Here is a 26,688-nt window from a genome sequence, read left to right as displayed (position 1 = left end):
CGGGTCTGTAGCACGCTGCGCGTGCTACAACTAGCGGTCCGCTTCGCGGACCGCCGCCCCCGTTTCACGGGGGCCTGACGCCGTTTCACGGCGTCGGCCCTCAGGACCCGCTTCGCGAGGTCCTGGTTCCCGCTTCGCGGGAACCCTTTCAGGGTTAGGGAGTTTAGGGAGTATTGACTGCGCCCCCCTCTGCCCGCTTCGCGGGCGATCCTCGTTGACATGATGGCGCATCAGACCAGCAAGATGCGGCGCAACCATAGTCCACCTCCCCCGCTGCCGACACTCGCCAGCGCGAGATCCAAGTCCATGGCTACATAGGCGAGGAGGATCACCCGCCGCTCTGCAGCACCGGCCGGGCCAAACGGGCCGATCCCCTGTGGGCGAACGCGGAAGGTAGGCCAGCCCCGCCGAAGGGCACCCAGTCCCGCCGAACTTCCTCCAGGCCGCCTGCACCTGCCGTTGGCAATCCACCGCCCTGCACGCCACCGCGAACCCCAAGCCCGGCCACGAAACCGAGAACCTCACCCGCCGGGACTGGGAACTCCACTTCACCCAAGCCACCGACACTGCCGTCCCCGCCACCGTCAAGACCCTGGCCAACACGCTGCTCACCGAGCTCGACGCCCTCCCTCACCCTGGCTGTGGGCTCGACGGGGGTGCAGCGATGAACGGGGTGGGCGGATGTCGTCAGCAGCGTGGAGGATCTGGGCCCAGCCTGACGAGCCCGACCGTTCGCGGCAACGGTCAGCCGTGCTCATGCGCCCATCCTGGCACCCAGACACGCCGCACGTGGCGATATCGGCGCCCCGGTCCCCACTTCGCCACCACACTGGGGCACACGCTCATCTCACGCGTACCCGGCGGGAGCGCAGCCGCGCTCCCGCCTCGTAGCGTCGCAGTGCCGGTGCCTACGGCCCTGCTACCAGCCAAAGAATCAAAGTGGCCGCGAGCTCCTCACTGTGGCGGTACACCACCGAGATACCGCGGCCGCCGGTGTCCTCCGGCAGCAGCACAACCACCTGCACATCGCTGTCGGGCATGGGGTGCCCCTGCCGGGGGTCGGTCTCCAGCGAAAGCCTGACAGCCTCGACGGCGGCCCGCTCACTGCGGGTCAGTTCGACCCGGGCTTTGTCCGCGGCGTCGGAGTAGAACGCGTGGGTCACCGGGCGCCGCCAGCGGCGTCGGCGAGCTTGCGCCGCAGCTCGGCCGCGATGTCCTCGGCCGACCGGCCAACTGCAGCCGATCCCACGGGGTCGAGCCGCAACAGGACACAGTGACGGTAGTGCTGCGTGATCCGCCGAACCGTCGTCAGGTCGTCCAGGTCGGCTGTCTCCATCGCCTCCTCGAACTGCTCCAGGTCACCGGAGTGACCATGGGCGCGCAGTGCGGTCCGCAGCTCGCGCAACGTGCGCATGGGCGGCGGCTCGGGCACGGGACGGTGTTCGGGCTGTGCAGTCACGATGCCTCCTTCATGGTGGAACCGACGGTACCCGGTGGCCGGGGACCACGCAGCTGTTCAGCGCGGCCCCCCTCGGACGACCATGGGGCCGCCTCAGTCCTCGACGGCTTCGCCATCGTCCTCGCCCGGCATCGGGATTGGCGGCCCGGGGATCTCCTCCGCCGCCATCTCGACCGCCGTCCAGCCTCGCTCGCCAGCCTCTTCTTCAGGGCCTGCCGGAGGGCGGCGAGCTCTGTCCGATGTTCATCCACTGTGCGGGCATACGATCGCAGCTCCTCGGCGGGCCCTTCGGCGGTCCTCTCGGCCCGGCCAGCTCACTGGTCGGCGTCGGCAGCGCGCTGGACGGCGGCTGCCGCGCGGCGTTCGGCCCGCTCCTCGGCCCGCGTCTCGCGGTCCTCTGCGGAGGACGTCCCGGCGGAAGCGTCGGCGTTGAAAAGGCCTCGGGGAACCCGGCCGACACCGCGGCCGTCGCCCTGGAGCTGGAACGGCTCCGGGGAACCATGGAAGCGGGGTTCGCCCGCGTGGACGGCGCACTCGCCCTCCTCGTCCAGCGCAGCGACCAGAGCGACCGGCACCTCGGTGACCACGAACGCCGACTCGCCTCCCTGGAGCGCTCCCGCTGGCCCCTTCCCAGCCTCGCCGTCCTCATCGCCCTACTCTGCGTCGTCATTCCCGTGTGGCAGGCCACGGCTGCTCGCTGACAGAAGGCCCCCGCCGCCGGTTCAGCCGGCGGCGGGGGCCTCGTCGCGTTTCTCCGCACTTAGCGAGGCCTACAGCTCCGGCGCCAGCCCCGACCGCTTGGCCATGGACAGGAGGCCAGGACGGCTACGTTGATGGAGGATGAATAGGACACGCAGCACCTCACGTGCCATTGGATGTATCTCCGTCATCTGGGGAGCAACCCTGAAGGCCACGCGCAAGGCATTCTCCGCCCCCTCAAGATCATTGATCGCCAGTCGGGCGCGAGCGGTGTCAATGCAGAGGCGGCCGACCCGGGAAGCCCTCAGCCCCTTGGGCGGCGACTCCATCAGGGGCTGCGCCATCTCGGAAGCCCGGCCCGGTTGATCAAGCTCAATACTTGAACCGATCTCGTAGAAGGCAAGGTTGCCGGGCCCGAAGGTCAGATTGTGGGCCACCAGGTCTCCGTAACCGGCGGGCACGAGAGCGGCCAGCTCGCGCGCTTTGACGGTATGCGCCTCGGTGGCGCCTTTGTTCCGGTCACGCGAGGCGAGGACGATACCCCGCAAGTGCAGCGATCCCAACGCGAGGACCAATTCCGGATCCCTGTCGCGTCCGAGTGCCGACCGCTCAAACGCCGTAATGGCTCGGTCGATGGTTGCCAGCCCGTCCGCGTACTGGCCGGCGCTCTGGTAGGTCCCCGCCTCCGTCCACGCGGCGATCGCCTCGGCGTCGGGGTTCCACGTCTGCCGCGCGGCCCAGGCTTGGCGGGCCACGATGGTGTCGGCCATGTCAGGCTGCATCATGCGATGGGCGATGGTGTACGAGCAGCCGTAGACGTCAGCGAGCCGTGACCAGATCCCCGGCTCTTCCGGATTGCTCAGGGCCGCCGCAGTCACCTGGCCGAGGAGCGTCGGCAGCATGCGGAGCAGCTCCAGGTACTCACTGCCGGCGCGGAGCGCCTGGGCCTTCCTGATGTCCCGGTCCAGCTGCTCTTGGGGGGGCACGTCCTCACGCGGCAGCGTGTATCGACGCAGGGCGTTCCGCAGGTCATCCAGCAGATCGCTTTGCTCGGACGGGCCTAGGAACGGCTGCCCGTTGATCCGCGCGGTGGTGACATGCAACGCACCGGCGATCGCTGCAACTGTCGGAGGAGTCGCCGCCCTGGTCCCATTTTCAATTTTTCGCAGCATAGAGACCGAGATAAGCGCTGCACGGGCCAGCTGCGCTTGCGTCAGGCCGCGGGCCTTCCTCAACACTTGAATGTTCTCGCCCGCAGCGGGCGTGTGTTCGACCGATGCGCTTTCCATGTCATCACTCTTCCAGTCGCCTCGCGGCCCGTTCCATTGTCGCCGGTCTCCGGCCGTCGGTGTGTCACTGATGTGTCAACTGATCTTGAGCGCAAGGAGTTTCCTGGTGTGTCGTCCACCCCTGAGGCGGAGGGATACCGATGGTCAGTCACACCCCTACTCCGACCAGAGCGCCCGTCTTCGTCAGCCAAGTGACACCACTTCCGAGAGGGCTCGCCTACGACCGCCGGGCAGACCAGGCCGCTCTGCCCGTCAGGGTCGAGTTCCGCGACGGCACGGGCGCCGATGCACTGGTGATCCTTCGGAACGATGAAGTTGATGCGCTGGCCGCTCAGTTACAGAAGGTCATGGGGCTGCGTGCCCGTGCCGAAGAGGAAAGGCCTCGCATCGCCGGCGCGTGCCCCGCTGATCCGGTGATACCGGGCTGGCTCGATCTCAACGTACACGTTCGTGACGGGGCAACCGGGAAAGTCGGGGTCGTGCACGGCTTCGGCGATCCTGCCCCTTACGCGGATGACCCCCCTCCTTCCTGTGTGTGGCTCCTGCCCCCTGGTGGCGGATACGAGTGGCGAGCGGACATCCGTGATCTGGAACGCGCGGCATGGTGACCACAGCCCTGATCCGGGTCCGTGAAGCCGTGCGGGGGGTGTGGGGGTTCGTGCCGCACCGCATCGTCGTGCACCCCGACACCGTGACCTACGGGGCCCGCTGCACCACCTGCACCTGGAAGACCGAAGGCGCCGACGACCCCGCACTCGTACAGCTCGCCTGCATGAAGCACACCGGCCAGTACCCGAAGCACGTCGCGTTCGTGACTGACTGCCGGGCGATGTCCTACGTCCAGCGCGAAGGCAAGGAAGGTGCCCCACGTGATGAGAGCAGACCGGCCGGACCTGGAACGGGCGTGGCGGCACGTGGTGACCACTCCCCACGGACCGGGGCCCGGTCCCGGCTCCGCCGCCCCACCTGGCGTGCCAGGGCCGTCCTGTCCGTCTTGCCTCGCAATCGACGCCGGCCTGAACCGGGCGATAGGAAGCGGAGGCACGGTGGCTGAGACGCGCCTCGCCCGGCAGCGCGCCGCGCACTGGTCAAGCATGCACCCCACCTTCCAGTGGTGAGCCGCAACCGGCTCGCGTGCGGGCCCGACAGAATGCTGTGCCCGCATGGCGGGCACAGCATTAGACCGCTGCGCGCGGGGGTCTACCGGTGCGACGAGCACGGCGTGACGGTCATCCGCAAACTCCCCTGGCTCCCGCCCATTTCAAGCCTGGCGTGCGAGGCGGCAGGGGATGACCCCGCGGACCCATGAACTCCTGCCCCGGCCTACCGGCCCTGAGTCGGCCGGGGCGGACCCCTATCCCTCCCGTACACCACGAGCAAGGGAGTGTTCGATGTCCGATATCCCTGCACCGGAAGGGCTGCGCGTCGGCATCTTTTTCGGCGGGCCGTCACCGGAACGCCCCGGGTCGGTGCGCTCTGCCGAAGCCGCGGCCAAGGCCATGACCGCCCTCGGCGCCGTCCCGGAGCTCCTCGACGTCAGCGACGCCCCATGGAGCGAACTGCGAGCCCGGATCGACGTCGCCCTCCTGGCCTCGCACGGCCCTGGGGGCGAGGACGGCAAACTCCAGGGCACCCTGGAAACGCTCGGCGTGCCCTACACCGGATCGGGCGTGCTGGCCTCCGCGCTCGGCATGCACAAGCCCATGTTCAAACGGGTGGTGTGCGCCGAGCAGATCGACACCCCGAAGTGGATGCAGCTCCCCCCGGGGCTGTCCCTGGCCGCAACCGTCTCGTCCGTGAAGTACACCCTCGGCTTCCCTGTTTTCGTCAAACCCGCCTCCGGAGGCGGAAGCCTGGCGGCCGGCATCGCCTGGGACGAGACCCAGCTGGAGACCCTGCTCAGGAGCTCGCGCGCCGAGCACTACGAGGAGTACCTGATCGAGGAGTACCTTGCCGGCCGCGCCTGCACCGTCGGCGTCCTGGAAGTCGACGGTTCTCTGACCACGCTTGCGGTCCATGACGTGGAGACCGACCGGGAGTTCTACGACTACGAGGCCAAGCACGACCTGTCGCTGCGCCGGGAACACTGCCCGTCCGAACTTCCCGCGCAGCAGACACAGCACATGCAGCAACTCGCGCTGCGCGCGCACCGCCGCATCGGGGCGCACGGGGTTTCCCGGGTGGACTTCCTAGCCACCCCCGCCGGCCGGACCGCCATGCTGGAGATCAACACGGTGCCGGGTCTGTCCGAGGTCGGGAACCTGGCGACCATGGCCAAGGCATCGGGCATGGACTACACCGATCTGCTCAAACACGTGTTGAAGACGGCCTACACCAAACCGGGATACGTGCCGTAGGCCAGACTTGGGGGCCATGACCGGCCCTGTGATCAAACACGACGTCCCGTACTACTCGCAGTGGGAGTCCGCCGCTCTGGTCCGCGAGTTCGTCAGCGGTGCCAGAGCGGCGGAAGACGATCCGCTGTGGCAGAAGTCGGGAGCCGACACGGCAGAGGAGTACGCGTTCTGGGCACCGCGGATGTGCGGCATGGCCTGCCTGCGGATGACCCTCGATTTCCTGGGCCACCCCGTCCCGTCCTCCGTCCCCCTGGTCCGGGAGTTCGTCCAGGCCGGTGCCTACGTGTGTCAGGGGGACGAGGTAAAGGGCCTCATCTATCAGCCCTTCACCGACTACGTCACCGCCCGGTGGGGGATCGAAGCACGCAGCGCACCACATCTCCCGGCCGATGAGGTGGCCGCCGAGATCGGGCAGGGCCGCCTGGTGATCATGTCCGTGCACAAAAGCATCCGCACACTCGATCCGGCACCCACCGGCCGCGGCGGTCACCTCGTCCTCGCGGTCGGGGCGGACTCCGGCCGCGTGCTCATCCACAACCCGTCAGGCTTCCCCGGGCACTCCCAGACCTTCGCCGCCGTCCCGTGGACCGACCTGGACCGTTTCTACGCCGGGCGGGGCATCGTCCTCGGCCCCCGGACGGAGGGAACCCCTTGATCCCGCTCACCCTCGCCGAGGCCGCCCGGGTAACCGGCGGGACCCTTGACCACGTACCCGACACCGGCCGCACGGTGCACAGCCCCCTCTCCTTCGACTCCCGCAAGATCCACCCCGGCGGGCTCTTCGCCTGCCTTCCCGGACGCAGCACCGACGGCCACGACCACGCCGCAGCCGCCATCGCCCAAGGCGCCGTCGCCGCACTCGCCGCACGCCCGGTAGGGGTACCGGCCGTGCTGGTGCCCGACGTCCTGGCCGCGCTCGCCGACCTCGCCCGGCACACCGCCGGCCAGTACACCGGCACCGTCCTGGCCGTGACCGGCTCCGCCGGCAAGACCAGCACGAAAGACCTCCTCGCCCACGTGCTCCAGCTCCACGGGCCGACCGTGGCCAACGAACGCTCGTTCAACAACGAGATCGGTTTCCCCGCCACGGTGCTTCGCACCGAGCCGGACACCCGCTACCTCCTCCTGGAGATGGGCGCCCGGGGCATCGGCCACATCCGGCACCTGTGCTCCATCACCCACCCGCACATCGCCATCGTCCTGGGGATCGGTTCGGCACACGTGGGCGAGTTCGGGAGCCGGGAAGCCATCGCGACAGCGAAGGGAGAACTCGTCGAAGCCCTCCCCGCCGACGGCACGGCAGTCCTCTACGGCGGCGACCCACTCGTGCGTGCCATGAGCCGACGGACGGTGGCCCGCGTCCTCACCTTCGGCACCACGCCCCACTGCGACGTGCGAGCCTCCGCCGTCGACGTGGACGGCCAGGGCCGCCCCTCGTTCACCCTCACCGCCTCCGACGGCGAAGCACGCCTGCAACTTGCCGTCCACGGCCGCCACAACGTGGTCAACGCCCTCGCAGCCGCCACCGCCGCCCTGGCCGCCGGCGTGCCCTTCCCGACGGTCGCCGAGGGCCTGCGCACCGCCCGTCTCGTCTCCGGCGGACGCATGCAAGTCACCGCCCGGCCCGACGGCATCACCATCATCAACGACGCCTTCAACTCACCGCCCGAGGCCATGCTTGCTGCGCTCGGGGCCCTCCGGGACATCGCCGGGGAACGGCGTGCCATTGCCGTACTCGGCGAGATGGCCGAACTCGGCGCCGACAGCGAGCAGTGGCACAGAAAGGTGGCCGATGCGGTGGTCACCGCCCGGGTGGATCACCTCGTGGCCGTCGGCGGTGGACACATGTCCATCGTGGCGCGAACCGCACACGGCTCCGGCATCACCGTGACCGAGGTCGGACACGTGCCCTCGCTGGTGAGTGTCCTCGACAGCATCACCAGGCCGGGGGACACGGTACTCATCAAGGGTGCCAACGCTCTCGGCCTGGAAGCTGTGGCCAACGAGGTATCGGAGCACCCACCGCTACCGCATCCGGGACACGACGCCACCGCAGACACACGCGACAGCGTCTGACCGAGCCGGTTGGCCGCCCGCAGGACGGCCAACCGGCACCGCTCACATGGCCACTTCGGCCAAATACCGGCGCCCGGTCCGGCCGGACACCCCGAAGTGCGCACCGACCGTGTCACCGGTCACCGCACTCCCCTCGGCTTCCAGCGCGGCCATGGCCGTTCGGACGCTGTCCGCGTCCGGCACCATCCGGCTACGCCCCCGCAACCGGCCACGGCCGTCCGGCGCCCGCTCTTCGGGCGCGGCCACAACGGCCAAGCCCGGCAGCATCTCCGCCCCCGGCCCGTCCGTGACCACGGCCGCAGGCGGCCACCGGCCGCTGCGGCAGCCACGACCACCGACTCCGGGACGGCCGCCGACTCGTCAGTGGCCGCTGTGGCCGCGGCCGGCGAACCGTTCACGGCCACCGCGTCCGCTGTGGGCCCGGGACCGTCGGCCACGGCCTCCGTACCGGCGGCCATCCCGGCCGGGCGGCCACCACTCTCTGAGGCCGTCACGGTCTCCGCCTCCTCCACCGTCGCAGCGGCCGAACTATCGGCCACCTTGGCCAACGGGCGCGGCATGTGCATCAGATGCGCCACCACGACCGGCGGGGTCGCGGACACGGCGGCCACCAGCCACGCGGACTCGTGCACGTACCCGGCGGCCATCAGGTGCGCGGTCACCTGGAAGGCCAGAGCCAGCAGGAGAGCCGCGAGGGCGCCGGCCACCGCCGAGCGCCGCGCCATCGTTCCCTTCGGAACCTTCCTGGCGACGTAGGCCGCCACGGCCCCGTACACCGACACCACCATGGGCATCACCCAGGCCACGGCCGGTACCCAGCCTGCGGCCACCGCAAGGTCGTACTCACCCGGCGCGGACATCGCGAGCGCGCCGGCCAGGACGAGCCACTGGTACCAGGGCATCCGTTCGTCGGTCACTGCCCCGCCTCCGTCGCCTGCGCCCGCAGCCTGGCGAGAATCGCCTTGCCCTCGTCATCGCACGTCTCACACAGGAACTGTCCACCGACGCGGACGAACGGCCCGGCGTCGTCGCCACAGTCCCAGCACTCCAGAGGCCCGTAGTTCACGCCGTCACCCCCGCCCGGCGCGCACGCAGCACCCCACGGACAGCAGCCCCACCGCGCACCGCGGCATCGATGGCGCCAGCAGCAACACCGGCTTCGGCACAGCGGCACGACGGGCACAGCGTCTCGCCGTCCAACGGCCGGAACAGCAGCGGCTGTACGTGCTCCCCGGCGCACTCCCGCATCTGGGCCACGCGCGGGCCCGCAGCCGCAGCAGTCGCGCGACGGTCGGCTTCGCGCTGCTCAGCAAAGGTCGGCGCGGGCGGCATTTTCCGCGTCAGGCGGTTGCGCACCAGGGCGGCCGGACTGTGCACGACGTCCGGCAGACCCGAGGTCAGCGCCTCGCGGAGGTCCGGCAGGCCGCCGCCCCGCTGGAACCACTCGCCGGCCAGGGGCGCCAGCGCGGCCACGTCCCGGCCGGAGAGCCGAAGGCGCGGTTCGGCATGAGCGACAGCAGCGAGGACAAGCCCGCCGCGCTCGACTAGCGGCGGCGGCACCGTGCACGCCCGGCGCCGCTTGGCAGGAGGGGGGACTTCCCCCTCCCGCCCTGCTGCTGCAGGTGCTTTGTCGGTCCCGGGCTCCGGTTCGTCCGCAGGAACAGGGGCGGGGGCGGGAGGGTTGTAGTTCTTCTTCTCAGTCTTCTCAGGGGAACGGCCGACGGTCCGGCGGTTCGGCTTACCGGCGGCCGGGGACTGGGCACTCGGCTGCCCGTCCCGGGCCGCTGCCGCCTCAGTGGCCGTCAGTGGCACGTTGCTGACCATCTGCTCCGTGGCCCAGCGGCCTCCGTGGACCTGTCGGCGCCACTCGTGAAGGAACCCCTCGACAACAAGCTCACGCTTGGCCCGGCTGAACGCGGACCGCCCGATCCCGGCCCGCTGCGCGGTCCGGGACAGCGGTTCCAGCGCCTCGTCCGGCAGAGACAGCGCCCAGGTCAGCAGCCGGACCGCGTCCGACGACAGGCGGGGGTGACGAATGATCTCGTTGGGCACCTGCGAATAGAAGCGCGCAGGCGAGGTGGGTGAAGACCCCCGGTTTGGTGTTGACGCACCGCCGGGGGTCGCTTCGTTTTCGGTACGAAGCAACCTGACGCCTGGCACCGTACCACCGTGAACGCCCGTCCCCGAGACCTCCCGCAAAGTGCCCAACACCCCCGCCGAGCAGGCCGACAAGAGCGGGGAGAGGCCCCGGCGCCGGGGGTTCTCTGGGGGCGCGAGCCAGCAAACAGGGAAACGCCCTGAAACACTGGGAAACGCTATATGGCCAGTTCAGCGACTATTTCCCCGGCGTTCTCGCAGGTCAGCCCGAGGCTCTCGATGTACCGGGAGACCGCGTTCATCAGCGTTTCCGGCGCCGAACGTCGCGTGCAAGGACGTCCGATCGTGCAGACGTAGACGCACTGGACCGACGGATCGCTGTCATCGGACACGTATTCACCTCGGGGATGATGTCACCGTCACCGGGCCAGCCGACCCCGCTACGCCGCTCCTCGTGCTGTCCCGCCGCTCTCCACCCAGCGGATAACGTCCCCGGCACGGAGTCCGTCGTCGAAGGCGACGAGGAGGACGAGGAGGCGCTCCGCGAGTTCGCGGGCGCTCTCGGGGTCCTCGCCCGCCAAGCGGCGCCACAGGGCGTGGGCGTTGCGGGCGAGACGGGCCGTGTCCTCCTCCGGCTGTGCCGCGGCTTCCCGCCGGCGTTCGGCGGTATCGACGAGGAGCTCGATCGTCTCGGCGAGCTCGGCCTCGGCGCCGACGCGCAGCGTCAGCCAGGCCCGGACCGTCATCATGTTGATGGTGTGCGGGTGGTTCGGCCCGAACTCCTGCGCTTCCGCGAGGGTGGTCTCGATCCGGTGCGCGGTGATGACGGCCTCGACCAGGGCCCCGGCCTGCTCTTGCTGTACGAGCTGCGCCCACTGGAGCCGGTACGTCGGCTCCGAGGGGAGAGGCTCCGCCCACAACATCTGCGCTCGCTCCTGTTTGGCGTGGCCGACGATCGCCTGTTCCGAGGGCATCCAGGGCGGTGGGGCGTAGGTCACGGTGAACTCCCCGTGCGGCGGCGGGTTTCCTGCGGCGGCCGTGCTGGTGGGGCGCTTCGCGGGAGGGGCGCTGCGGGGGGCGGGCGGTGTCTGTACGGGCGTGGGGGCTGGGGTGGGGTGCGGTTGGTCGAGGGTGGTCACCTGGCCGTCAGGGGACACGATCAGGGGCCAGGCGGCGCCGTCGTGTTCTTTGGCGAGGGCGCGGACGGGGCGGCCGTGGAGCGCGGCTTTGATCCGGACCTCGGCGAGAGCGGCGACGCGGGCCTCGTCGATGGTTGTTCCGGTGTGGTCGATTTCTTCCCCGTCGATCGCGGCTTTGCCGGAGGAGCTGAGAGTGATGGTGTAAACCGGGGTGGCCGGAATGGTGTGCGGGTCTATCATGTCTATCTCTTTCCGCCTATCCGCCCTGCGGGAAATATGGAGGGGCCCAGCCTTGATATTTGGCACCCCATTTTGTTTCGGGGAGGTCCGCGTCCACGACGTCAATGTATCCCGGCCTCAGGATGTCATTGCTTGCTATCTTTCCGTCGCCCAAATAAATGGCTACGTGTCCGGCCGGGGATCCCGTCTCCCAGTACATGAGGGCGCCGGGGGGCGGGTTTCTGTCGTGGTCGTGTTTCATGGATGCGGGCATTTGTCGGTAGTGCTCGATGGCGAGTGCTACGCCGCTGAAATTCCATCCGTAGGTTCTGGCGACGAACGCGAGGCACGCGCGGTACCAGTCGTTCCCTCCGGACGTGGCTTCGTGTTTGGCCCATGCGATGGCTTCGGCGGTGCTGCGTGGGTTTTTCACGTCGGACGGCCATGAGGCGTGTCCGTCGTGGAAGGGGGAGCCGAGGGTTCCTCCATCTCCCTGGCGGCCCATGTCGAGGGCGCCGTTGGGGAGGCTGGGGGCTCCGTCGGGATGGCATTCCTGGGAGGCGTTTTGGGCGCTGCTGTTGTCGCCCTCGTTCTTGTCCTGGCCCTTGCGCTGCTTGTTGCCGGTGGGGTTGCCGCCGCGGTCGAGGTCGATGCCGGCCTCGTGGGCGATGGCGCGCGCGGTGCCCTCATGCCCGGCGTAGAGGTCGAGGTATCGGTCGTCGGGCCGCTGGACCTTCGTGACGATGGTGCGGATGCTCATCGACTCCCAGCCCTGCTGATCGGTCAGGCCGGGCGGATCACCGCTGTCTCCTCCCATGAAAAACATTTTCGCGGCGTATCTGGGGTCCATGATTTGCTCTTTGGTCCCCCACCCCGACGAGGGGCGTTGCTGGAAAAGGCCTACAGAGTCCCTGTCGCCGTGGTCTAGGTTGATGAGGCCGCTTTCCTGGAGAGAGATGATCAGCGCCATAAGCGTTGCTTTTCCTGGGAGGCCGTATTTTTTGGCTACCTCGTCAATGATCTTCGCGTTGGCTATCTGTTCTTTTCTCGTGCTGCCGTTCGCGGCCTGCCCGTCGGATGAGGTGTCCTCGGCTTCGGGCATCCCTCTTTTTCCGCAGGAGCTTGCGAAAGCGTCCTGCCCCCCTGCCCCGAACATGCCAACTATGAGCAGGAAAATAAAGAAGAGCGCAAAGCCGATGACGGCGGCTTTCAGAACGAACGCACGGCCCGCCACTTTGGAGACTGTGCGTATTGCGTCGCGTGCGTCCACTACAGGCCCACGATCCGCGAAACACGCCACCCGCCATCGCTGTTGGTCAGCTCGAATTGCAGCGTGGTGGTCTCGGTGCTGTGGGTGTAGCCCTGGATGTCCACCGTCGCCGTGATCTGCCGCCACACCCGGCCGGGGATGTCGGGTGACAACCCCTTGGCCGAGGCCGGCTCGACCTTGACCGCGGTCACACGCGAGACGCCGCCCTGACTTACCAGCCGCTCCCACGCGGGATCGCTGCTCGCCGCCAGGTTCTCGGCCAGCGGGGGCGTCATGTACGGCGCCGCCCGCTGGATCGCTGCGGTGTACTTGCCGTCCACCGGCGGGTTCCGGGTGAGGTAGAGCCGGGCCGCCTCTTCGGCGACGTGCTCAGGGGTGCCCAAGTCCACCGAGGACGACGGGCTCGGGGACACGCCCGCCTCCCCCGAACTCGGCGGCGCAGACGGCGCGTTGACGGACGCCGAGGGTGAGGAGCTGGCCGCGGCCCGGGGGGCGGCGTGCCCGGAGTCGCCCGGCAGCAGGTACCGCGCGCCGAACCCGATCCCCAGCACGAGGGCAACGATGATGATCGCGCCTCCCGGCCGGATCGGATCCCGGCGCCGCTCCTGTCGCACCCACTCCTTTGTGCGCCGCCGCACGGCCTCCCGGTGGGCTCGCTTGCGGCCCGCGCGCCCCCGCCACCGGCTCCGCTTGATCTCCTCGGGGTACTCGAAGGACGCGAGGATGTCGCGCCACTCCTCGGGAGTGCGCTCCTCATCGGGTCTGGACATGGTCGGGCCATCACTCCTTCGAGCGGGGACGCGGGGCCGGGACCGCTCGCCGTGCCGGCGCTGCCGCCTGCTTGGGCGGGGGCGTCGTCGTGGCCTTCCGCGGTGCCGGCGGCGGCACGGGCGTACTGCGGATGACGGTCCCCTGGATCACCCGGGGCTGCGCAGCCCCGGGGCCGGCCGGCGGTGCGGCCTGCCGGAACGCCAGGTGCGGCGCGCCCCCGGCCTCGGGGCGCAGCGTGGGGCCTGGCGGAAGCGAGGGGCTGCTCGGGAGCGCCGGTTGCCCCTGGCCCGCATGCCCGGCGCCGGTCCCTGCCGTGGCTCCGACGAGCGCGGGGCGGCGGGCGGGGGGTGCGGGGACGGCGGCGGGTGCGTGCGCTGGCCCGGCCGGGGCCAGAGGTGACGGGCCGCCGGGGGTCGGACGCGGCGTCGGGCCAGCCGGCGGAGGCGTGGGTCCGCCACCGCCGGGGAGCGCCGGTCGGCCGGCACCGCCTGCGCCCCCCGCGCCGGGCAAGGGTTTCGGCGCGGGGGGCCGGACGGTGGGGCGGAAGACTTCGACGCTCCAGTCGACCCCAGTTCCCCCGCGGCCCCCTCCGGCGCCGGACGAGGGGGAGGGACGTTGGCGGGTGCGTACGGGCTTGTAGTTGTGGCCGCTGTCCCCCCCTCCCCGCTTCCCGCCTCGGCCGCCGCCGTTCAGTGCGCGGGTGAGGAGGGCGCCGGCGAGCATGCCGCCGGAGGTACCGCTCACACCGACGATCTGAGCAATGATGCTCCGGAATTTCAGGCCGATAATGACCGCGGCGATACTTAGACCTGTCGTGCCGATCCAGCCGTATTGCTTGAACAGGGTTGTGGTGGCGGTTTGGATGATGAGTACGCACCCGAGGACGAGTGTAGCGATCATCGATTCCAGAGTTCGGGCCAAAAGCTGATCAAACCATGCGAGACCCCACTGCCGAGGTCTTCCAGGGATCACCCATAGGCATGCGAAGATCACCCCTGCGACGAGGAGCATTAGGGCACCCAACAGGCTCGCTAGTGAGGTGAAGGCGAGCATGAGGACAATTGCCGCGAAAATAAGGATGCTGACGAAGGCAGGCAGAGTGACCATGACGCGGCCGAGGGGGTTGTGGCCCTGCCGCCAGGTGACCGAGTCGTCGCCGACTGCTTTATCGGTGACGTGGTTTTGCAGCCACTCTTTCCGCTTATCCTTGTTGGCTTTTCCGATACGAAGGAGGTCGTTCCCGTATTTTTGACAGACCTCATAGGAGCCGAAATTTGCGACGCACCAGGGGGCGGCCACGTACGAGCGCCAAATCGCGTCGCTCGATTTGCGGAGCATGTCGTTCTTCCCGCTGCCGCTGAATTTCGGCTCGTGCGACATCTTGAACGGGTACTGCGTGTTTCCCTCGCCTATGCCTGCTGACGTGGCGTTTAGGGTGATCTCGGCGCCCACACGGCGGGTGCTGTCGATGCCGTCCACCCACACGTTCGGAGAATTCAACAGGGAGACCGACACAACGCCCGAAATGAAGACCCAGGCGATTTGCGACATGCCGCCACCACCCCCGCCGCCCTCACGATTTTTGACGAATGCGACGAGGCCACCGACCACCAGGGCCGACGGAAGAAGGGTAACGGTGAGCCCCTTCGACGCTCCGCCGATGGATTTGGCTACTGCGCCCGAGAGGGCCGGGATGTCTGTGAGCTGGAAAATCCACTGCACCACCGACACACACGCTTGGCCGATGACCGCGGTCAGCGCCATGCAGATGTCAGCGATGGTCTCGGCCATGGGGTCGAGAATGTCCCACTTGCCGTAATCGACGTCCAGCCGCCAATAGTTGGTGTTGCTGTACGTCTCGTAGAGCGTCTTTTGGTCGTCCGGGATATTTGAGTCCGGCGTGGGGATGAGGTCTCCGATACCGATCGGGTCGATATCAGCAGCGTGAGCAGGCCCCGCGGTGACCAGCAGAGTCACGTAGACGAAAAGGAGCGGAATCGCCAAGTTCCGCATTTTGGGTATTCGGTACAGGAGCATGTCACTTCCCCAGCGCTGCTCTGACGGGGGAGCCATGGCCTTCGTCTCCGGCCTGGACGTCCTCTTGCTGGTCGACGCGCCAGGCGCCGGCCTCGCGGATCATCCGGAGCGCATGCCGGTCCGTGGTGGACGGCTTGCCGGGCCACGTGACGGTGTAGGTGACGAGGGCGCCGTACCCGGCCGGGTGCTTGTCGGTGGCCGGCACCTCGATGAGGTCGGACGCGGACACCGGGCCCGTTTCGGCCCGGTCCGGCCCGCTCGTCGTCCTGGTGGCCGCCGGCGCGGGCGTGGACCCGTCGGCGTAGACCGGGGGCGCAGGCTCGTCCGTCGGCGGGGGCGAGGAGCTGCTCGCCGAGGGGACGGTCGGGGTGTTGTCGCGGACGCAGTCGTCGACCGACCCGCCACGCAGGCGTGCCGACTCCAGCTCGCAGGCCAAGCGCCAGGACTGCGCGTTGACGGCCGCTTGGTAGGTGCGGGCTGCCTTGAGAGCACCGTCCGTCGAGGCGGTGCTCGCCGTCGGTGCGGCCTGCTTCTTGTCGCTGCCGGAGCTGCACCCCGTGGCCAGGAGGCCCGCGGTCACCAGGGCGACGACTGCTGTTGCTGTGGTCTTGAGGTGCCGGTTCATACGCCCGCCTTCTCCAGGGGTACGCCGTCGTCGGCGTCAACGGCCTTGGGTGAGGTGTCGAGATCGTCCTTGAGTTGTTGGCTGGGGAGGTCGAATTGCACGGTCGCAGCGGCGAAGCGCCGGTCCCTGACGATGCAGTGGCCGTGTCGGATTTCGCCGTCCGGCAGGATGCCGATGCTCTGGATCAGGGCCCGGGTGTGCTCGCCCGGTGGCAGGCCGAGGAGTTCGGCAAGGGCGTCCTGCTGCGTCTTGCTCGTGAGCTGGAAGCCCGCCACGGTCGTCAACTGCTCGACTACACCAGTGAGTTGGATGAAGCTTTCGCAGTCCTGGGTGTCGAGCAGGAGCGATGTCGCCAAGGCTCTACCGACTCGGGCGACATAGGAAAGGAAACTGGCGCCCTGCCGGGTGGCGGTGAGGACGTGGACCTCCGGGACGGCGACGATCTTGCGCAGGCCGCGGAGGTCCCGGCGGCCGGCCGTGGTGACGCCGTAGGCAAGCATGCTGTGCATGAGCGCGACCGACTGACGCTGAATCGGGTTCCACTCCGACTCGGGCGTCTCCGCCGGAGGCAGCGTCAGCCCCGGCATCTGTACCACCCAGATCCCGGGAGCCGGCGTCAGCGGCGTGACGCCGTCCGCGGGCCGCCCCATGAACGGTGCACCGAGCGCGTTCTTACTGATCTCGTGCAGCGCTTCGCCGGTCTCGCGGGCGAGCTCGTCCTCCTCGTGGCGCAGGTGCTCGATCACCTGCCACGTAGCCGGTCGCTCTCCTCGTGCGGCGGCTTCCGCGATGACGGCGTTCGTCGCGCGGGTGATCGGCGTCTCGGCCCCTCGGGCCCGCAGGTGCGGCGGGCACACGATGCTGAGCTGCGCCGGCACCTCTACCTGCGCGACTTCAGATCCCTCACGGTCGAGGAGCGCGAAGAGGTCGGCGGCCCCGGCAAACCTCGGGCCGGTCTGGATCACATGGGCAGTGAGTCCGTACCGTCGGGCTGCCGTGACGACGCCGCCTAGGTCTCCCTTGAAGTCCAGCGCCAGGGCGTAGGCACCGCGGTGTCCGGCGTCGAGGAGGCTGAGCATCATGGCCGTGGATTTGCCGCGGCCGGACCGCCCGACGAAAACGGTCGTCGTGGCGTCGCCCCGGTCGCTGCCACTGGTGACGTCGTTCCTGAACGTGCCTTGGGTGGAGCCGGTGAGGTACCCGACGATCGGCCCCGAGTCGTCTCCAACTTGTGCGCCGCCCCACCACCAGGAGCCGGCCAGAGCGGCAACGTCCCTGACGTGACCGAGGTCGGGCACCCGGAGTTGGTCGCCGGGCTGCGTTTCGAGAAGAAGCTCGCGTTGCTCGTCCTCGGCGACGATGACATCGATCCCGATCCCGGCGTAGTACGCGATCACGGCATCCGTGCGGGCGCGGAGGTCGTCGAGGCTGGTCGTACTCGTGACGATCAACCGCGGGTGGTCCTCAACCAAGGTGATGCTCTCGCGGCGCATGTCGCGCGCGAGGACCGTCATCGCGTCCTCGGTCTCATCGATGTCGAGGCCCGGGTCCTCGGCGGCTCCCCGCGCCGCGCTCCGTCTCTGTTCCTTGGCCTTTTTGCGGGTGTCGTTGGTCTTCTTGAGGCTGTCTTTCTTCGGCAGCACCTTGAAACGGACGCTGGCCTCGGGGGAAACGGGCTGGATGAGGGTAGACGGGTCGAGATCGTCGTCGAGGTCCTCATCCACGGGGACGTAGTTGATATCGCTCAGCACTCGGAGCCACTCACCGGAGCCCGGTGTGTCCATCTCCGCCGGGAATGACGTCATCGCGAGGACCGACACCCAGGCCCCGACCTTGCCGCGCCCGTCGATGACGCGCAGGTGATCCGGGTACGGCAGGATGCGGCCCCTCGTGAGGTTCGTGAGCGAGGCGCCCGTGATCACGCCGGCGCCGGCCGCGGGCAGGGGGGCCGCCCGGTGCTGCTCGCGGGAGATCATCCACGCGAGCATCTCGACGGCCGCCGGCTGTGCCTTCCACGGGCTCGCCTCCAACCGGCGGCCGAGGCGGCGCATCATGGCGTCGTACCGCGCAAGGTCTCGGCTGCTGACGCTCGTCGAGTTGATCCCGAGCGCGCCCTGAAGTCCACGGCTCCCGTGGCGGGCGACCGGGCCGGAGAGATCGGTGAGCCGGACGCCGAGCAGCAGATGACGCGACGGCAAACCGATCTGTTCGAGCCGGCGGACCCGCAGCTCCGCCCACGAGCGCCAGTCGCCGGCGGAGAAAATCTCCTCGGCCTCGGCGAGGTAGTCCTCGGCGTTCAGAGGGGACCACAGGACTCGGAGGTGGCACTCGTGCCCGGCGAGCGTCTTCGCCAGAGCGCTCGCGGCGTGGTCGAGCTCGGCGTCCCGGGCCTGCTCCGACATCAGGTCCGTGTTGGAGGAGGCCAGGACGTACCAGGCCTCGACGTGGGAGTCCGTGACGATCAGGCCGTCCGCCAGGGCGGTGTACTGCGGCGGCGCGGCCGATCGGTCGCCGCCCACGCCGAGGAACACCCCGATCCTCTGCGCCACGTTCATCGTGCGTCCCCCTTCGTGCGGGTGGTGGGCGGCCGGCGGCCGTAGGCCTTGACGACGGCATCGGGGCCGTACAGCCGCGGCCGGGAGTTCAGGACCAGCGGAGTTCCGGCGCCGGCCGGGACGGTCTCCTCCTTGCCGAGCCACCGCTCGACCACCGGCCCGAGCAACGACGACCGGGTGAGCGTGGCCACGCGGCCCTCCCAGCGGGCGCGCCGGCCGAGCCACTCGCTCCGGGAGGCGGCGCGCCGGCCGCCGCAGACGATCGGCCGGTGCCCGACGACGAGGTAACGGACCGCAAGGGACCAGTTGGTGATGTTCCATCGGCGGTCGGTCCGGCGGGACCGCTGGACGCCATAGACCACGACGAGCAGCGGCGGCAGGAAGTACAGGATGAAACTCGGCTGTGTCGGGAGGCCGAGGAGGAGCAGGAGGAGCCCGTCCCACACGGCGTAGAGGGCGAGGCCGAGGATGATCGCGCGACGGGGGACGCCCTCGCCCAGGTCAAAGCCGAGGAGCTCGTGTTGCCGGGTGTCGATGTGGAAATGCGGGGTGTACGTGCGGCCTGTTCTCATCAGGCGCCCCGGACCTTGTCCCACACGCCGGTGAGCACGGGAACGACGGTGTCGGGGGCCCAGACCAGGGCTCCGACGAAGACGGCCGCGACGCCGAAAGTTATCAATTTGCCGTATTCGTCCTTGATCAGGTAGCCGATGGCCCTGATCGCGAAGAGGCCGGCCAAAACGTTTCCGCCGACGGTGAGGATCCAGTCCTTGAGCTGCGCGCCAGTCGTCAGGGATGCGGCCAGGTAGTGCATTTGTCCCCCTTGAGGGTTCAGCAGGATAAGCAGGGACGATGAGGGGTGCTCATGTCCTGTGAGGTGGAGGCGTGGGGCGTCAGAGGGAGCCGCCGCGCACCGCGGCGACCTGCCACCGCTGGGCGTCGCCGCTGGACACCCGGGCCAGCTGGACGCGGTACGTCTGCGTGATCGAAGCCCCGCCGATCGTCCACGTGACGGACGCCGAGCCCGTGCGGTCGGTGCCGCTGCCGCCGTCGTCGAGCGCCCAGGAATCCAGGGACTTGAACCTCATGTCCCCGGGCAGCGGGGGCACTTCGGCCCCCGGCGCGGTGACGGCCTCGGTGTCACCGCCGGGGTACAGGCCCATGAACCGCCGGACGACGGACTCCGTCGCCGCGGTCAGCTCCGTGTCCCCCTTCGGGACGCCGAGGTCGGGCGCCTTGGGGCCCCGGGCAGGGATGCCGACGACGCCGGGGCGGCCGGTGACGATCACGCGGCCTGACGTCTCGACGACGGGGACGTCCAGGCCGACCCAGCGTGCGTCAGGCTCCGCCGGCTTGTCCTTGCTGTCCGTCTGCGGAGCAGCGGGCCGGACGAGGGCGTCGACGCGTACGCGCGCCTGGTGCTTGTCGCCGGGCGTGACTTCTCCCGGCTCGACGGCGATCACGTCCTGCCGCCCGTGGCCGTCCCAACCCATGGTCGTGTCACTGCCGTCAGCGAGGACCGAGGTCAGCTGCGCAGTGCGCTGTGCGGCCTTCGACTCGTCCCATCCCAGGTAGGCCATCGCGAATCGAGCGGCGACCGATTGGGCTTCGGCCACCGGGTATGCCGGGCCGGTCGCGGCCGGCTTGGGCTCCGAGATGTGGGCCTTGGACGGGATGAACAGGGATCGAACCCCGATGAAGGCCATGAGCAGCAGCACCGCCCATGCCAGACCGCGGCCGAAGCGCCGTGCGGCGACGGCACCTTTCGACTCCTCGTGCTGCGTCCACGGAGTGCGCGGCCCGGACGACGAGGGAGCCGTCGAGCGGGGAACGGCGGTTTGGCTGCGCAGGGTGGCGGAAGCGCTCTCCCACGGGTTCGTAGGGCGCGGCTCCTCGTCAGGCGTGGACGCGCTCGCGCCCTCCCCCTTCTCCTTCTCGACCGGTTCCGGCAGCCCTGCAATCTTCCGGACGATCGACCCCACCGACAGCATCCGTACCCCCCACCCCCACGTGGCCCACTGGGCGCATGATGATCGACCATATGCGCGGGTCAGGTGCGCGTCAAAGAACTTCGCACATCAACTTGCCTTGCTGTCGCGACTGCTGACGCAATCTGATGTTGATCAAGAGGCGCTAGAGTGCGGGCCCACAGGCCACATCGGACCGGGGGCGGGTGGACGCGTGGGGATGCGCGGGAATTTGCTGCGGGACCTGAGAGACCGCCACAGGCTCACTCAGGCAGACGTGGCGGCGTCTCTCGGAGTGGCACGGAGCTCCGTCTCGACATGGGAAGGCGGGAAGATCCCGCATCCGGCAACGCTGCTCAGACTTGCGGAATTATTTGGGGTTACCGCCTTCGATCTGATCGACGAGGAGCTCCTTACGCTCCGCTCGCTCAGGTCGGTGTCGGGAATGCGTCAGCGGGATATTGCAGAAATTCTCGCCGTCAGGCCCTCTACCTACTGCACCGTTGAGCGCGGAGCCCGCCGGATCCCGCAACGCTGGATTCCCATTCTTTCTAAGTCGTTCGGCGTTCCAGCCGTCGTCATCACGCGCCTCACCCCATCCCGGGGACGGGACACAGAAGGGCGGTAGCCGGGGCGCTTCCCCCGAGCTACCGCCCTTCACATTGCCGTCAGCTCAGTCCGTGGCCTTCCAGGCCGCCGCGCATTCTCTCTGGATTGCGTCAATCGCTGCCCCCGCACCGGCCCGAAGAGTCACGCCGAGCGGTGACACCTGAATTTCCGCGGCGTCGAAAACACACTCCGCATAAGGGGCTATGGCCTTCAGGAGCGAGTTAGCAGCATCGTTTTCCATGGGCGGGATCGGCCATCGCAAGTGCCATCCGGCGGCCACAAGAACAGGGGCGGTGTCACCATATTCCGTCGTCGCGTATGCCGAGACGCGCCGGCCTTCGATGTCCACTGACACGAACGCCGCCCCACCGTGCGTGAGATCACCGCCCCCTTGAGGCAAGAGGCTTACGATTGCCGCCGTCCTATTCGCTTGCACTTCTCGCCTCCTCGGCCTTCCCCTGCGCTTCCGTCTTGCGTCCGTTCGCGTTGTTCTCGTCCTGCCACCGCCGCCATTCGGCGAGCCAGGCTGTAAGCTCTCCTTCGCTGTAATAGGAGGTCTGACCGTCCGTGATCCCCTCGGGAGGCGTAATTCCCCTGGACGCTCCGCGCTTGAAATAGGTGCGCGCCGTGGCTGCCTTCCACGGCAGGATTCCTCCCTCAAAGGCTTGTGCCAGTGAGTAGGTCTCGGGGAGCTCGTCCTCCGGCTGCCCGCTCTGCCCGGCGGACAGGGTGGGAACGGCGTCGGACGGGGTGAGCGCACCTGTCGCGCCGGCTGTCGTGCCGTGGGCTGTCGTGCCCTGTGACCTGGGCGGACCGCTAGTGATCCCCGCCCTAGACGAGGACGCGACACCAGCGAACGCCGCCGGCCCGAACTTGCCTCCGGGGAGGAAGTGGGCGGTGGCCGCAACCGCGTTGACCTCGGTGAGGATCTCGTCGGTGATCCACGGTGCCATCTCCCCGCGGTCGAACCAATCGGGGGCCTTCGGGCATTGCGCGAGGAGCTGCGGTACCTCTGGGGTTATGTAGCAGGGCTGTATTTCCCTGACATAGAGGTCGTCCCCCTCGGGATCCTTCTGCTTGTCGGAGAAGGCCCCTCGCCCGGGAATCGTCGTGTCGTACCCGATGACGGGCGTACTCTGCCCAAAAGCCACGCCCCAGGAAATTCGGCCCTGATATCCCACGGCAATCTTCGTCCCGATCTGCGAGCGTTCCATCGTTCCGCCAAAATAGGCGTTGGCGAATTGCTGCGTACCGACGACGACCCGGTGATTCGAGGAGCGCCCCTGAAGGAGGATGATCGAGAGCCAGTCCAGAAACGGGGGAACCCCCTTGCCCTTGATCCCGTATTTCCACCAGGTGTATGCGAGCTTGATCAATGTCGGGAGTTCATCCACGACGAGTGTCCTCGGTATGAGCTGACTCCGAATAGACTCGTCCACTCCCCTTTCCTGTGCCGCCTCGGCCGCCGTCATCGAGGCCAAGAATTCAGCAAACGCCGCAACGCACTCACGCACGGACTTGTGAATTCGGACGCCTGAATATCCTTCGGCCAAGGCAAGACTGTTGCGCTTGGTGTCGAGAATGTCGATCAGCTCGCCATTCTGCCGTCCGTGCACGACAGGAATATAGAGGACAGTGGACTTTCCGCTGCCGGTGTCACCACCCACGCCCCAGTGCGGCGTAGCAGTCTTCGTGTGGATGATGACATCGACGACCTCGCCCCCCTCGATCGCGAGGCCGATGAATACGCGGCGCGGGTCCCCGGTAGACTTCCACGGAACGTAGTTCGGGAGTTTCGGCTTCGGTTTAGGCTTCAGTTTAGGCGACCACTGGACGTAGTGCTCCTGTGCGGTGCGCTCCCATTTCGATACCCACTCGCCGGGGACGCGTTCTTCGACGATCCGCTCGATAGCTGCTACGGCCTCTGGGCCGCCCACCCACTTCGCCGGAAGACGCAGCACGACGCGAGCGTCGGCCGCGGTGATGTCGTCCGGGACGGAGAGCCAGCGCGCCCGCTTCTCGGTCTCCTCCATGCGGAGCACCTGACGGATTGCCACCCAGACGCCGGGGCCGTAAACCTGACCGTCGGTCCACACCGGATTCATCCTCCACCAACCAAGACCGGCCCGGCTGGTGATAGCAACGGCGAGTACGGCCACGCCGAAGGCGGATAGCGCGAGCTCGGTCTCGACGGGGAATCTCCAGACTCCCCACGCAATGGGAATCGGGGACAGACGGACGGCGGCACGCGCAGCGCGCGGCCACCGGTGCCAGGTCCGCAGGACCCGCCACAGCCCCCCGAGGGCGCGCCCCAGGACCCGCACGGGTGCGGTGACAGCCCTCAGCGCGCGGCGGATACCGGTTACGGGGACGTTCTTGTCGAAGGACACGGGCGGGCCCCCTGCCGGCGCGCCGCCGAGCTGGTCGAGGGGTGTCTCGGTCTTCTTGTCGTCGGGAAGCGGAGCACCGGCTCGCCACCAGGTAGCTTCGCTCCGCGGGATGCCGCTGAGCTCCTGGCCGGAGAGATACCGGCCGATCACTGCGGCGAACTCTTCGATCTTCTTGTTGAACTCGGCCTGCTTGGCTGGGCTGCTGCTGTTCTGGTTGGCGATCACGGCGAGGACAATGAGGCCCGCGAGCAGGCCCCCGCCACCGATCCCGAAAGCCCCCCCGGGCAAGTGAAGTGCTTGTTCCACCCCTCCCCCTTTCTGTCGGCGCCGCCTCGTCTAGCCGGGCGGCGCACACGCGCCTCTTGATCCTCGCTCATGCGATCGAGAACCCTGGCGCGTTTTCGCAGTGCGGCGCCCCGCGCCCGGCTTCGAGGCCAGGCGCGGGGCGCCGAGGGAGCGGCCGGCGAGGCGTTCACCGGCCAGTGAGGTTCAGGTGGTGACGGTCCCGTACACCGGGACACACAGCGTGACGAAGTGGGCCCACGCCGAGTAAGAGACGACCAGAGCCGGCCCCGCCTTGTCCTTGGAATCGCGTATGCCGACGTGTCCGGAGCTGCTGAGGTTGACGACTTCGACGCACGCGTTGCCGGTCCCATCACTGTGCGACGACTTGACCCACGCGCCTTCGGGCGCGATCTCCGTTGATGACATGTATGTATTGATGGCTTTGCTACCTTTGCGCTAGTTCTTCCAAGAATTCGATGGATTTTTCGAGGCCTAGGGAGACCCCTACCATCGCCTGGAACCGGCGGATGAACCGGTCCACTTCCCGGCGCTTGTCCGAGGTGGAGATAGCGCCCCACGAGTTGTCCGTCTGAACGCGCATCGGCAGGGGTTCGCCGAGGTCGAGGATGATGAAGTCGTGGGTCGCGCGGTAGCCGCGCTTGAACGGCAACACCTGAACCGAGATGTGCTCTTCGCGCGCCAACGTGGCGATCTCCTGGTACTGCTCTCGCATGACGTCGTGGTCGCCTACGGGAGTTCTCAACGCCGCTTCTCCAAGGATCACGTGCAGCTTGACGTCTTGACCCAGCACCCTCTTCTTCCGCTCCATTCGTAGTTCAACGTTGCGCTGCACGAACTCGGCGGTGGTGTCCTCGACGGGGCGCTGTACCTCGAACAGGGCCCGCGCGTATGCCTCGGTCTGGAGCAAACCGAAGATCACGGTCGGGTGGTAGGCGTGAATGGCATCGGCTTCAGCCTCAAGTCCGACGAAGTGCGGCATCCCCGCCGGCATGAAGGCCCGGTACTGGGTCAACCAGTCATCGTTCGGGGCCTCGCGGTTCAGCTCTACCAGCTGCTCGATGAACTCCTCATCGGTGACTCCGTACCTCTTCAGGAGAGTGCGCAGGTCGCCGACGTTGCGCCTGAAGTTCAGCTCCCCGTGCTCGATCCTCAGGAGCGAGGCTTCCGAGAGCGACTTGAGCCCGCGGACTGCGGCCTTGCGGGTCATGCCGCGTGCCCTGCTCTCCTCGACCGGCGGGCAATTCTCGCGCAACTGTTTGAGCTGGAGGCCGAGCTCCAACCGCCTGCCGGTCGCGCCGCGCTTCTTCGCCACCTGTGCACCACCCCCATGTCTGTGGGCTGATCGGGTACCGCCCTGCGCAGAGTGTGACATCCCCTACACCCCCGCCACAGCCCTCTGTGCATGTTCCGGCATAGTCCAATGTGACTCTCGCTGAAATTTCAGCGACGAATCAGTTGCCTTGCAACGCACTTGCCCGCCAACGTAGTTGAGCCAGCCCAAGCGGTGACATGGAGAGGCGAAAATCGCCGCTCAGTGCGACGATGCCCTCTCTCCGTCACCCCGTCAGGACGAGTGCGGAGGTCTGGGCAATGCCGATCACCATGAGTCCGACCATCTCCAAGATGTTGAGCATCGACGGCGACGAGCCGGCGCTCCGGAACATCGTGGTCACCCTCCCGCGTACCAGGCACCCCGCCGACGGCATCGCGGAGAGTGACCTCCGCAAGCCGGGCCGGATCCGGCGGATCGGCATGGCGCACCTGCGACTCTGGGGCCTGTTCGGCCTCGCTGACCGCGCCGCGCTGCTCCTGACTGAGCTGGCCACCAACGCCTTCCAGCACGGCACGGGCAACCTGGTGGAAGCGGGGCTTCACCAAATGCCGCAGAGCCTTCGCATCCAGGTGACCGACCTCCTCAACGAGGAGACCCCCGCCGAAAGGCGTCAGGTCCCACACGTCAGACCGGGCGGATTGCTCGACGAGGGTGGACGGGGCCTGATTCTGGTGGACGCGCTCGCCGACGCCTGGGGGACGAGCCTCGGCGGCGCGACCGTCTGGTGCACGCTCAACACTGGCACGGCAGGGAAGCGCTGATGGGCGCCACCACGGCCGAAGCGGACCGCCTCCCTCTCGGGGCACCCGGACGATGGATGCCCCTGAACAAGGCCTCCATTGGGTTCGTCCTGGAAAGCATGCGGAACTGGCAGCCGCTCTCCGTGGACGCCATCTTCGAGGACCTGGCCGATGTCCTCGGTAACCAGGCGCCGTCGCATGAGAGGTTCGATGAGCTTGCCGAGCGTTTCCGCGGCCACCTCATGCAGCTCGTCAACATCGTCTTGGCCAACACCGAGAGCGACGAGAACGCGGCGACGCAGGCCCTCGTTCAACGGGCCCGCGAACGGCGTTCCGAGGAGCTCCCCGGCGCCGAGCGGGAGGCGTTGGGCCATCTCCGCCGACTGGCCTGGGTCACCTTGGACGTCTTGGAACTACTGATCAACACGAAGCAGGTCAAGGGTTCCGACTGATGATGCCTGCCACCTACCCGATGCTTCCGGTCGCTGCCCTTCCGCCGACGGCCGCTCGTGACGAACGTGCCGAGCGAGGGCCCACGACACCCTCTTCGACGGCTCGCTCCGTTCCCCCCGAGAGCCGTAGGCCGTCGAAGAGGGGCCACACCCGTACGAGCCCGTATGAGAGGGAGAGCGCAATGTGCCCGCATGATCCCCCTTGCCCCCCTGCCGGAGCGAGCGACCGCGAGGCGGCCAAGCCTGTCGCGGGGGACCTCGTGCAGGGCTGGTGTGTTAACTGCACCTTTTTGAGCTC

Annotated in this window: 29 protein-coding genes; 10 read left to right on the top strand and 19 right to left on the bottom strand. The window is 68.3% G+C overall.

Going from position 1 to position 26,688, the window contains the following annotated elements; translation table 11 throughout:
• Nucleotides 1–908 precede the first annotated feature (908 nt).
• Nucleotides 909–1,163, bottom strand: a complete 255-nt coding sequence (locus ACLHRZ_RS33995; protein WP_490422473.1) for a hypothetical protein — start codon at nucleotides 1,161–1,163, stop codon at nucleotides 909–911.
• A complete protein-coding gene (locus ACLHRZ_RS33990; RefSeq protein WP_490422472.1) occupies nucleotides 1,160–1,459 on the bottom strand; it encodes a hypothetical protein in 300 nt (99 codons plus the stop codon). The genes ACLHRZ_RS33995 and ACLHRZ_RS33990 overlap by 4 nt, the downstream gene beginning before the upstream one ends.
• A gap of 473 nt (nucleotides 1,460–1,932) precedes the next feature.
• Between ACLHRZ_RS33990 and ACLHRZ_RS33985 the strand changes: the two genes are divergently transcribed.
• On the top strand, nucleotides 1,933–2,160 hold the full coding sequence (locus ACLHRZ_RS33985; protein WP_490422476.1) for a hypothetical protein: 228 nt from the start codon (nucleotides 1,933–1,935) through the stop codon (nucleotides 2,158–2,160).
• A 69-nt stretch (nucleotides 2,161–2,229) separates the two neighbouring features.
• Here the strand turns inward: ACLHRZ_RS33985 and ACLHRZ_RS33980 are convergent, their stop codons facing one another.
• Entirely contained in the window at nucleotides 2,230–3,447 is a 1,218-nt protein-coding gene (locus ACLHRZ_RS33980; protein ID WP_490422471.1) for a helix-turn-helix domain-containing protein, read from the bottom strand.
• Nucleotides 3,448–3,638: 191 nt separating this feature from the next.
• Between ACLHRZ_RS33980 and ACLHRZ_RS33975 the strand changes: the two genes are divergently transcribed.
• The 5 genes from ACLHRZ_RS33975 to ACLHRZ_RS33955 all read left to right on the top strand — a co-directional run bounded on the left by ACLHRZ_RS33975 (nucleotide 3,639) and on the right by ACLHRZ_RS33955 (nucleotide 7,880).
• A complete protein-coding gene (locus ACLHRZ_RS33975; RefSeq protein WP_490422470.1) occupies nucleotides 3,639–4,055 on the top strand; it encodes a hypothetical protein in 417 nt (138 codons plus the stop codon).
• Nucleotides 4,049–4,501, top strand: a complete 453-nt coding sequence (locus ACLHRZ_RS33970; protein WP_490422469.1) for a DUF7848 domain-containing protein — start codon at nucleotides 4,049–4,051, stop codon at nucleotides 4,499–4,501. Before ACLHRZ_RS33975 ends, ACLHRZ_RS33970 begins: the two co-directional genes overlap by 7 nt.
• Before the next feature lie 337 nt (nucleotides 4,502–4,838).
• Nucleotides 4,839–5,804, top strand: coding sequence for a D-alanine--D-alanine ligase family protein (locus ACLHRZ_RS33965; RefSeq protein WP_490422468.1), 966 nt, complete (start codon nucleotides 4,839–4,841; stop codon nucleotides 5,802–5,804).
• A 16-nt stretch (nucleotides 5,805–5,820) separates the two neighbouring features.
• The gene (locus ACLHRZ_RS33960) at nucleotides 5,821–6,459 is read left to right on the top strand and encodes a cysteine peptidase family C39 domain-containing protein (protein WP_490422467.1); all 639 of its coding nucleotides are present in this window, start codon (nucleotides 5,821–5,823) and stop codon (nucleotides 6,457–6,459) included.
• Nucleotides 6,456–7,880: a UDP-N-acetylmuramoyl-tripeptide--D-alanyl-D-alanine ligase gene (locus ACLHRZ_RS33955; protein WP_490422466.1), complete on the top strand. Its 1,425-nt coding sequence runs from the start codon at nucleotides 6,456–6,458 to the stop codon at nucleotides 7,878–7,880. The genes ACLHRZ_RS33960 and ACLHRZ_RS33955 overlap by 4 nt, the downstream gene beginning before the upstream one ends.
• 119 nt (nucleotides 7,881–7,999) lie before the next feature.
• Here ACLHRZ_RS33955 and ACLHRZ_RS33950 read toward each other — a convergent pair whose 3' ends face one another.
• The 12 genes from ACLHRZ_RS33950 to ACLHRZ_RS33895 form a co-directional block, all read right to left on the bottom strand.
• A complete protein-coding gene (locus ACLHRZ_RS33950; protein ID WP_490422465.1) occupies nucleotides 8,000–8,797 on the bottom strand; it encodes a hypothetical protein in 798 nt (265 codons plus the stop codon).
• Nucleotides 8,794–8,946, bottom strand: coding sequence for a hypothetical protein (locus ACLHRZ_RS33945; protein ID WP_490422464.1), 153 nt, complete (start codon nucleotides 8,944–8,946; stop codon nucleotides 8,794–8,796). Before ACLHRZ_RS33945 ends, ACLHRZ_RS33950 begins: the two co-directional genes overlap by 4 nt.
• Nucleotides 8,943–9,932, bottom strand: a complete 990-nt coding sequence (locus ACLHRZ_RS33940; RefSeq protein WP_490422463.1) for a hypothetical protein — start codon at nucleotides 9,930–9,932, stop codon at nucleotides 8,943–8,945. Before ACLHRZ_RS33940 ends, ACLHRZ_RS33945 begins: the two co-directional genes overlap by 4 nt.
• A 485-nt stretch (nucleotides 9,933–10,417) precedes the next feature.
• A complete protein-coding gene (locus ACLHRZ_RS33935; protein ID WP_490422462.1) occupies nucleotides 10,418–11,356 on the bottom strand; it encodes a hypothetical protein in 939 nt (312 codons plus the stop codon).
• Between the two features lie 16 nt (nucleotides 11,357–11,372).
• Nucleotides 11,373–12,605 (bottom strand): NlpC/P60 family protein, encoded by a 1,233-nt coding sequence (locus ACLHRZ_RS33930; protein WP_490422461.1) that lies wholly within the window; start codon nucleotides 12,603–12,605, stop codon nucleotides 11,373–11,375.
• Nucleotides 12,605–13,375: a hypothetical protein gene (locus ACLHRZ_RS33925; RefSeq protein WP_490422460.1), complete on the bottom strand. Its 771-nt coding sequence runs from the start codon at nucleotides 13,373–13,375 to the stop codon at nucleotides 12,605–12,607. The genes ACLHRZ_RS33930 and ACLHRZ_RS33925 overlap by 1 nt, the downstream gene beginning before the upstream one ends.
• Nucleotides 13,376–13,385: 10 nt before the next feature.
• On the bottom strand, nucleotides 13,386–15,380 hold the full coding sequence (locus tag ACLHRZ_RS33920) for a hypothetical protein (protein WP_490422459.1): 1,995 nt from the start codon (nucleotides 15,378–15,380) through the stop codon (nucleotides 13,386–13,388).
• A gap of 34 nt (nucleotides 15,381–15,414) precedes the next feature.
• Nucleotides 15,415–16,038 carry a hypothetical protein gene (locus ACLHRZ_RS33915; protein ID WP_490422458.1) on the bottom strand — a complete coding sequence of 208 codons (624 nt, stop codon included), beginning with the start codon at nucleotides 16,036–16,038 and terminating at the stop codon, nucleotides 15,415–15,417.
• Entirely contained in the window at nucleotides 16,035–18,593 is a 2,559-nt protein-coding gene (locus ACLHRZ_RS33910; RefSeq protein WP_490422457.1) for an ATP-binding protein, read from the bottom strand. Before ACLHRZ_RS33910 ends, ACLHRZ_RS33915 begins: the two co-directional genes overlap by 4 nt.
• The gene (locus tag ACLHRZ_RS33905) at nucleotides 18,590–19,165 is read right to left on the bottom strand and encodes a hypothetical protein (RefSeq protein ID WP_490422456.1); all 576 of its coding nucleotides are present in this window, start codon (nucleotides 19,163–19,165) and stop codon (nucleotides 18,590–18,592) included. Before ACLHRZ_RS33905 ends, ACLHRZ_RS33910 begins: the two co-directional genes overlap by 4 nt.
• Nucleotides 19,165–19,407 (bottom strand): hypothetical protein, encoded by a 243-nt coding sequence (locus tag ACLHRZ_RS33900; RefSeq protein ID WP_490422455.1) that lies wholly within the window; start codon nucleotides 19,405–19,407, stop codon nucleotides 19,165–19,167. Before ACLHRZ_RS33900 ends, ACLHRZ_RS33905 begins: the two co-directional genes overlap by 1 nt.
• A gap of 79 nt (nucleotides 19,408–19,486) precedes the next feature.
• Complete coding sequence (locus ACLHRZ_RS33895) at nucleotides 19,487–20,575, bottom strand: conjugal transfer protein (RefSeq protein WP_490422454.1); 1,089 nt, start codon at nucleotides 20,573–20,575, stop codon at nucleotides 19,487–19,489.
• A gap of 205 nt (nucleotides 20,576–20,780) precedes the next feature.
• Between ACLHRZ_RS33895 and ACLHRZ_RS33890 the strand changes: the two genes are divergently transcribed.
• Entirely contained in the window at nucleotides 20,781–21,188 is a 408-nt protein-coding gene (locus tag ACLHRZ_RS33890; protein ID WP_490422475.1) for a helix-turn-helix domain-containing protein, read from the top strand.
• A 45-nt stretch (nucleotides 21,189–21,233) separates the two neighbouring features.
• On the opposite strand, the gene ACLHRZ_RS33885 is transcribed toward ACLHRZ_RS33890, so the two are convergent.
• The 4 genes from ACLHRZ_RS33885 to ACLHRZ_RS33870 all read right to left on the bottom strand — a co-directional run bounded on the left by ACLHRZ_RS33885 (nucleotide 21,234) and on the right by ACLHRZ_RS33870 (nucleotide 25,177).
• On the bottom strand, nucleotides 21,234–21,518 hold the full coding sequence (locus tag ACLHRZ_RS33885; protein ID WP_490422474.1) for a hypothetical protein: 285 nt from the start codon (nucleotides 21,516–21,518) through the stop codon (nucleotides 21,234–21,236).
• A gap of 73 nt (nucleotides 21,519–21,591) precedes the next feature.
• Entirely contained in the window at nucleotides 21,592–23,784 is a 2,193-nt protein-coding gene (locus tag ACLHRZ_RS33880; protein ID WP_490422453.1) for a type IV secretory system conjugative DNA transfer family protein, read from the bottom strand.
• A 264-nt stretch (nucleotides 23,785–24,048) separates the two neighbouring features.
• Nucleotides 24,049–24,270, bottom strand: coding sequence for a DUF397 domain-containing protein (locus tag ACLHRZ_RS33875; protein ID WP_490422452.1), 222 nt, complete (start codon nucleotides 24,268–24,270; stop codon nucleotides 24,049–24,051).
• A gap of 19 nt (nucleotides 24,271–24,289) precedes the next feature.
• A complete protein-coding gene (locus ACLHRZ_RS33870; RefSeq protein WP_490422451.1) occupies nucleotides 24,290–25,177 on the bottom strand; it encodes a helix-turn-helix domain-containing protein in 888 nt (295 codons plus the stop codon).
• Nucleotides 25,178–25,455: 278 nt separating this feature from the next.
• On the opposite strand from ACLHRZ_RS33870, the gene ACLHRZ_RS33865 reads away from it, so the two are divergent.
• From ACLHRZ_RS33865 to ACLHRZ_RS33855, 3 genes are all read left to right on the top strand, one after another.
• The gene (locus ACLHRZ_RS33865; protein WP_490422450.1) at nucleotides 25,456–25,959 is read left to right on the top strand and encodes an ATP-binding protein; all 504 of its coding nucleotides are present in this window, start codon (nucleotides 25,456–25,458) and stop codon (nucleotides 25,957–25,959) included.
• Nucleotides 25,959–26,390 (top strand): DUF6415 family natural product biosynthesis protein, encoded by a 432-nt coding sequence (locus ACLHRZ_RS33860; RefSeq protein ID WP_490422449.1) that lies wholly within the window; start codon nucleotides 25,959–25,961, stop codon nucleotides 26,388–26,390. Before ACLHRZ_RS33865 ends, ACLHRZ_RS33860 begins: the two co-directional genes overlap by 1 nt.
• A partial coding sequence (locus ACLHRZ_RS33855; protein WP_490422448.1) for a DUF5999 family protein occupies nucleotides 26,390–26,688 on the top strand: 299 nt, incomplete at its 3' end. The genes ACLHRZ_RS33860 and ACLHRZ_RS33855, both read left to right, overlap by 1 nt.

The sequence above is a fragment of the Streptomyces sp. AM25 genome (assembly GCF_058146165.1).
The sequence above is the reverse complement of the archived record's forward strand: the minus strand, read 5'-3'. Positions and strand labels throughout refer to the sequence as shown.

Coding starts and splice junctions, on each gene's coding strand:
- ACLHRZ_RS33980 (WP_490422471.1), bottom strand. CDS start 3,447: ATGGAAAGCGCATCGGTCGAACACACGCCCGCTGCGGGCGAGAACATT.
- ACLHRZ_RS33970 (WP_490422469.1), top strand. CDS start 4,049: ATGGTGACCACAGCCCTGATCCGGGTCCGTGAAGCCGTGCGGGGGGTG.
- ACLHRZ_RS33965 (WP_490422468.1), top strand. CDS start 4,839: ATGTCCGATATCCCTGCACCGGAAGGGCTGCGCGTCGGCATCTTTTTC.
- ACLHRZ_RS33960 (WP_490422467.1), top strand. CDS start 5,821: ATGACCGGCCCTGTGATCAAACACGACGTCCCGTACTACTCGCAGTGG.
- ACLHRZ_RS33935 (WP_490422462.1), bottom strand. CDS start 11,356: ATGATAGACCCGCACACCATTCCGGCCACCCCGGTTTACACCATCACT.
- ACLHRZ_RS33925 (WP_490422460.1), bottom strand. CDS start 13,375: ATGTCCAGACCCGATGAGGAGCGCACTCCCGAGGAGTGGCGCGACATC.
- ACLHRZ_RS33915 (WP_490422458.1), bottom strand. CDS start 16,038: ATGAACCGGCACCTCAAGACCACAGCAACAGCAGTCGTCGCCCTGGTG.
- ACLHRZ_RS33910 (WP_490422457.1), bottom strand. CDS start 18,593: ATGAACGTGGCGCAGAGGATCGGGGTGTTCCTCGGCGTGGGCGGCGAC.
- ACLHRZ_RS33905 (WP_490422456.1), bottom strand. CDS start 19,165: ATGAGAACAGGCCGCACGTACACCCCGCATTTCCACATCGACACCCGG.
- ACLHRZ_RS33900 (WP_490422455.1), bottom strand. CDS start 19,407: ATGCACTACCTGGCCGCATCCCTGACGACTGGCGCGCAGCTCAAGGAC.
- ACLHRZ_RS33890 (WP_490422475.1), top strand. CDS start 20,781: ATGCGCGGGAATTTGCTGCGGGACCTGAGAGACCGCCACAGGCTCACT.
- ACLHRZ_RS33875 (WP_490422452.1), bottom strand. CDS start 24,270: ATGTCATCAACGGAGATCGCGCCCGAAGGCGCGTGGGTCAAGTCGTCG.
- ACLHRZ_RS33865 (WP_490422450.1), top strand. CDS start 25,456: ATGCCGATCACCATGAGTCCGACCATCTCCAAGATGTTGAGCATCGAC.
- ACLHRZ_RS33860 (WP_490422449.1), top strand. CDS start 25,959: ATGGGCGCCACCACGGCCGAAGCGGACCGCCTCCCTCTCGGGGCACCC.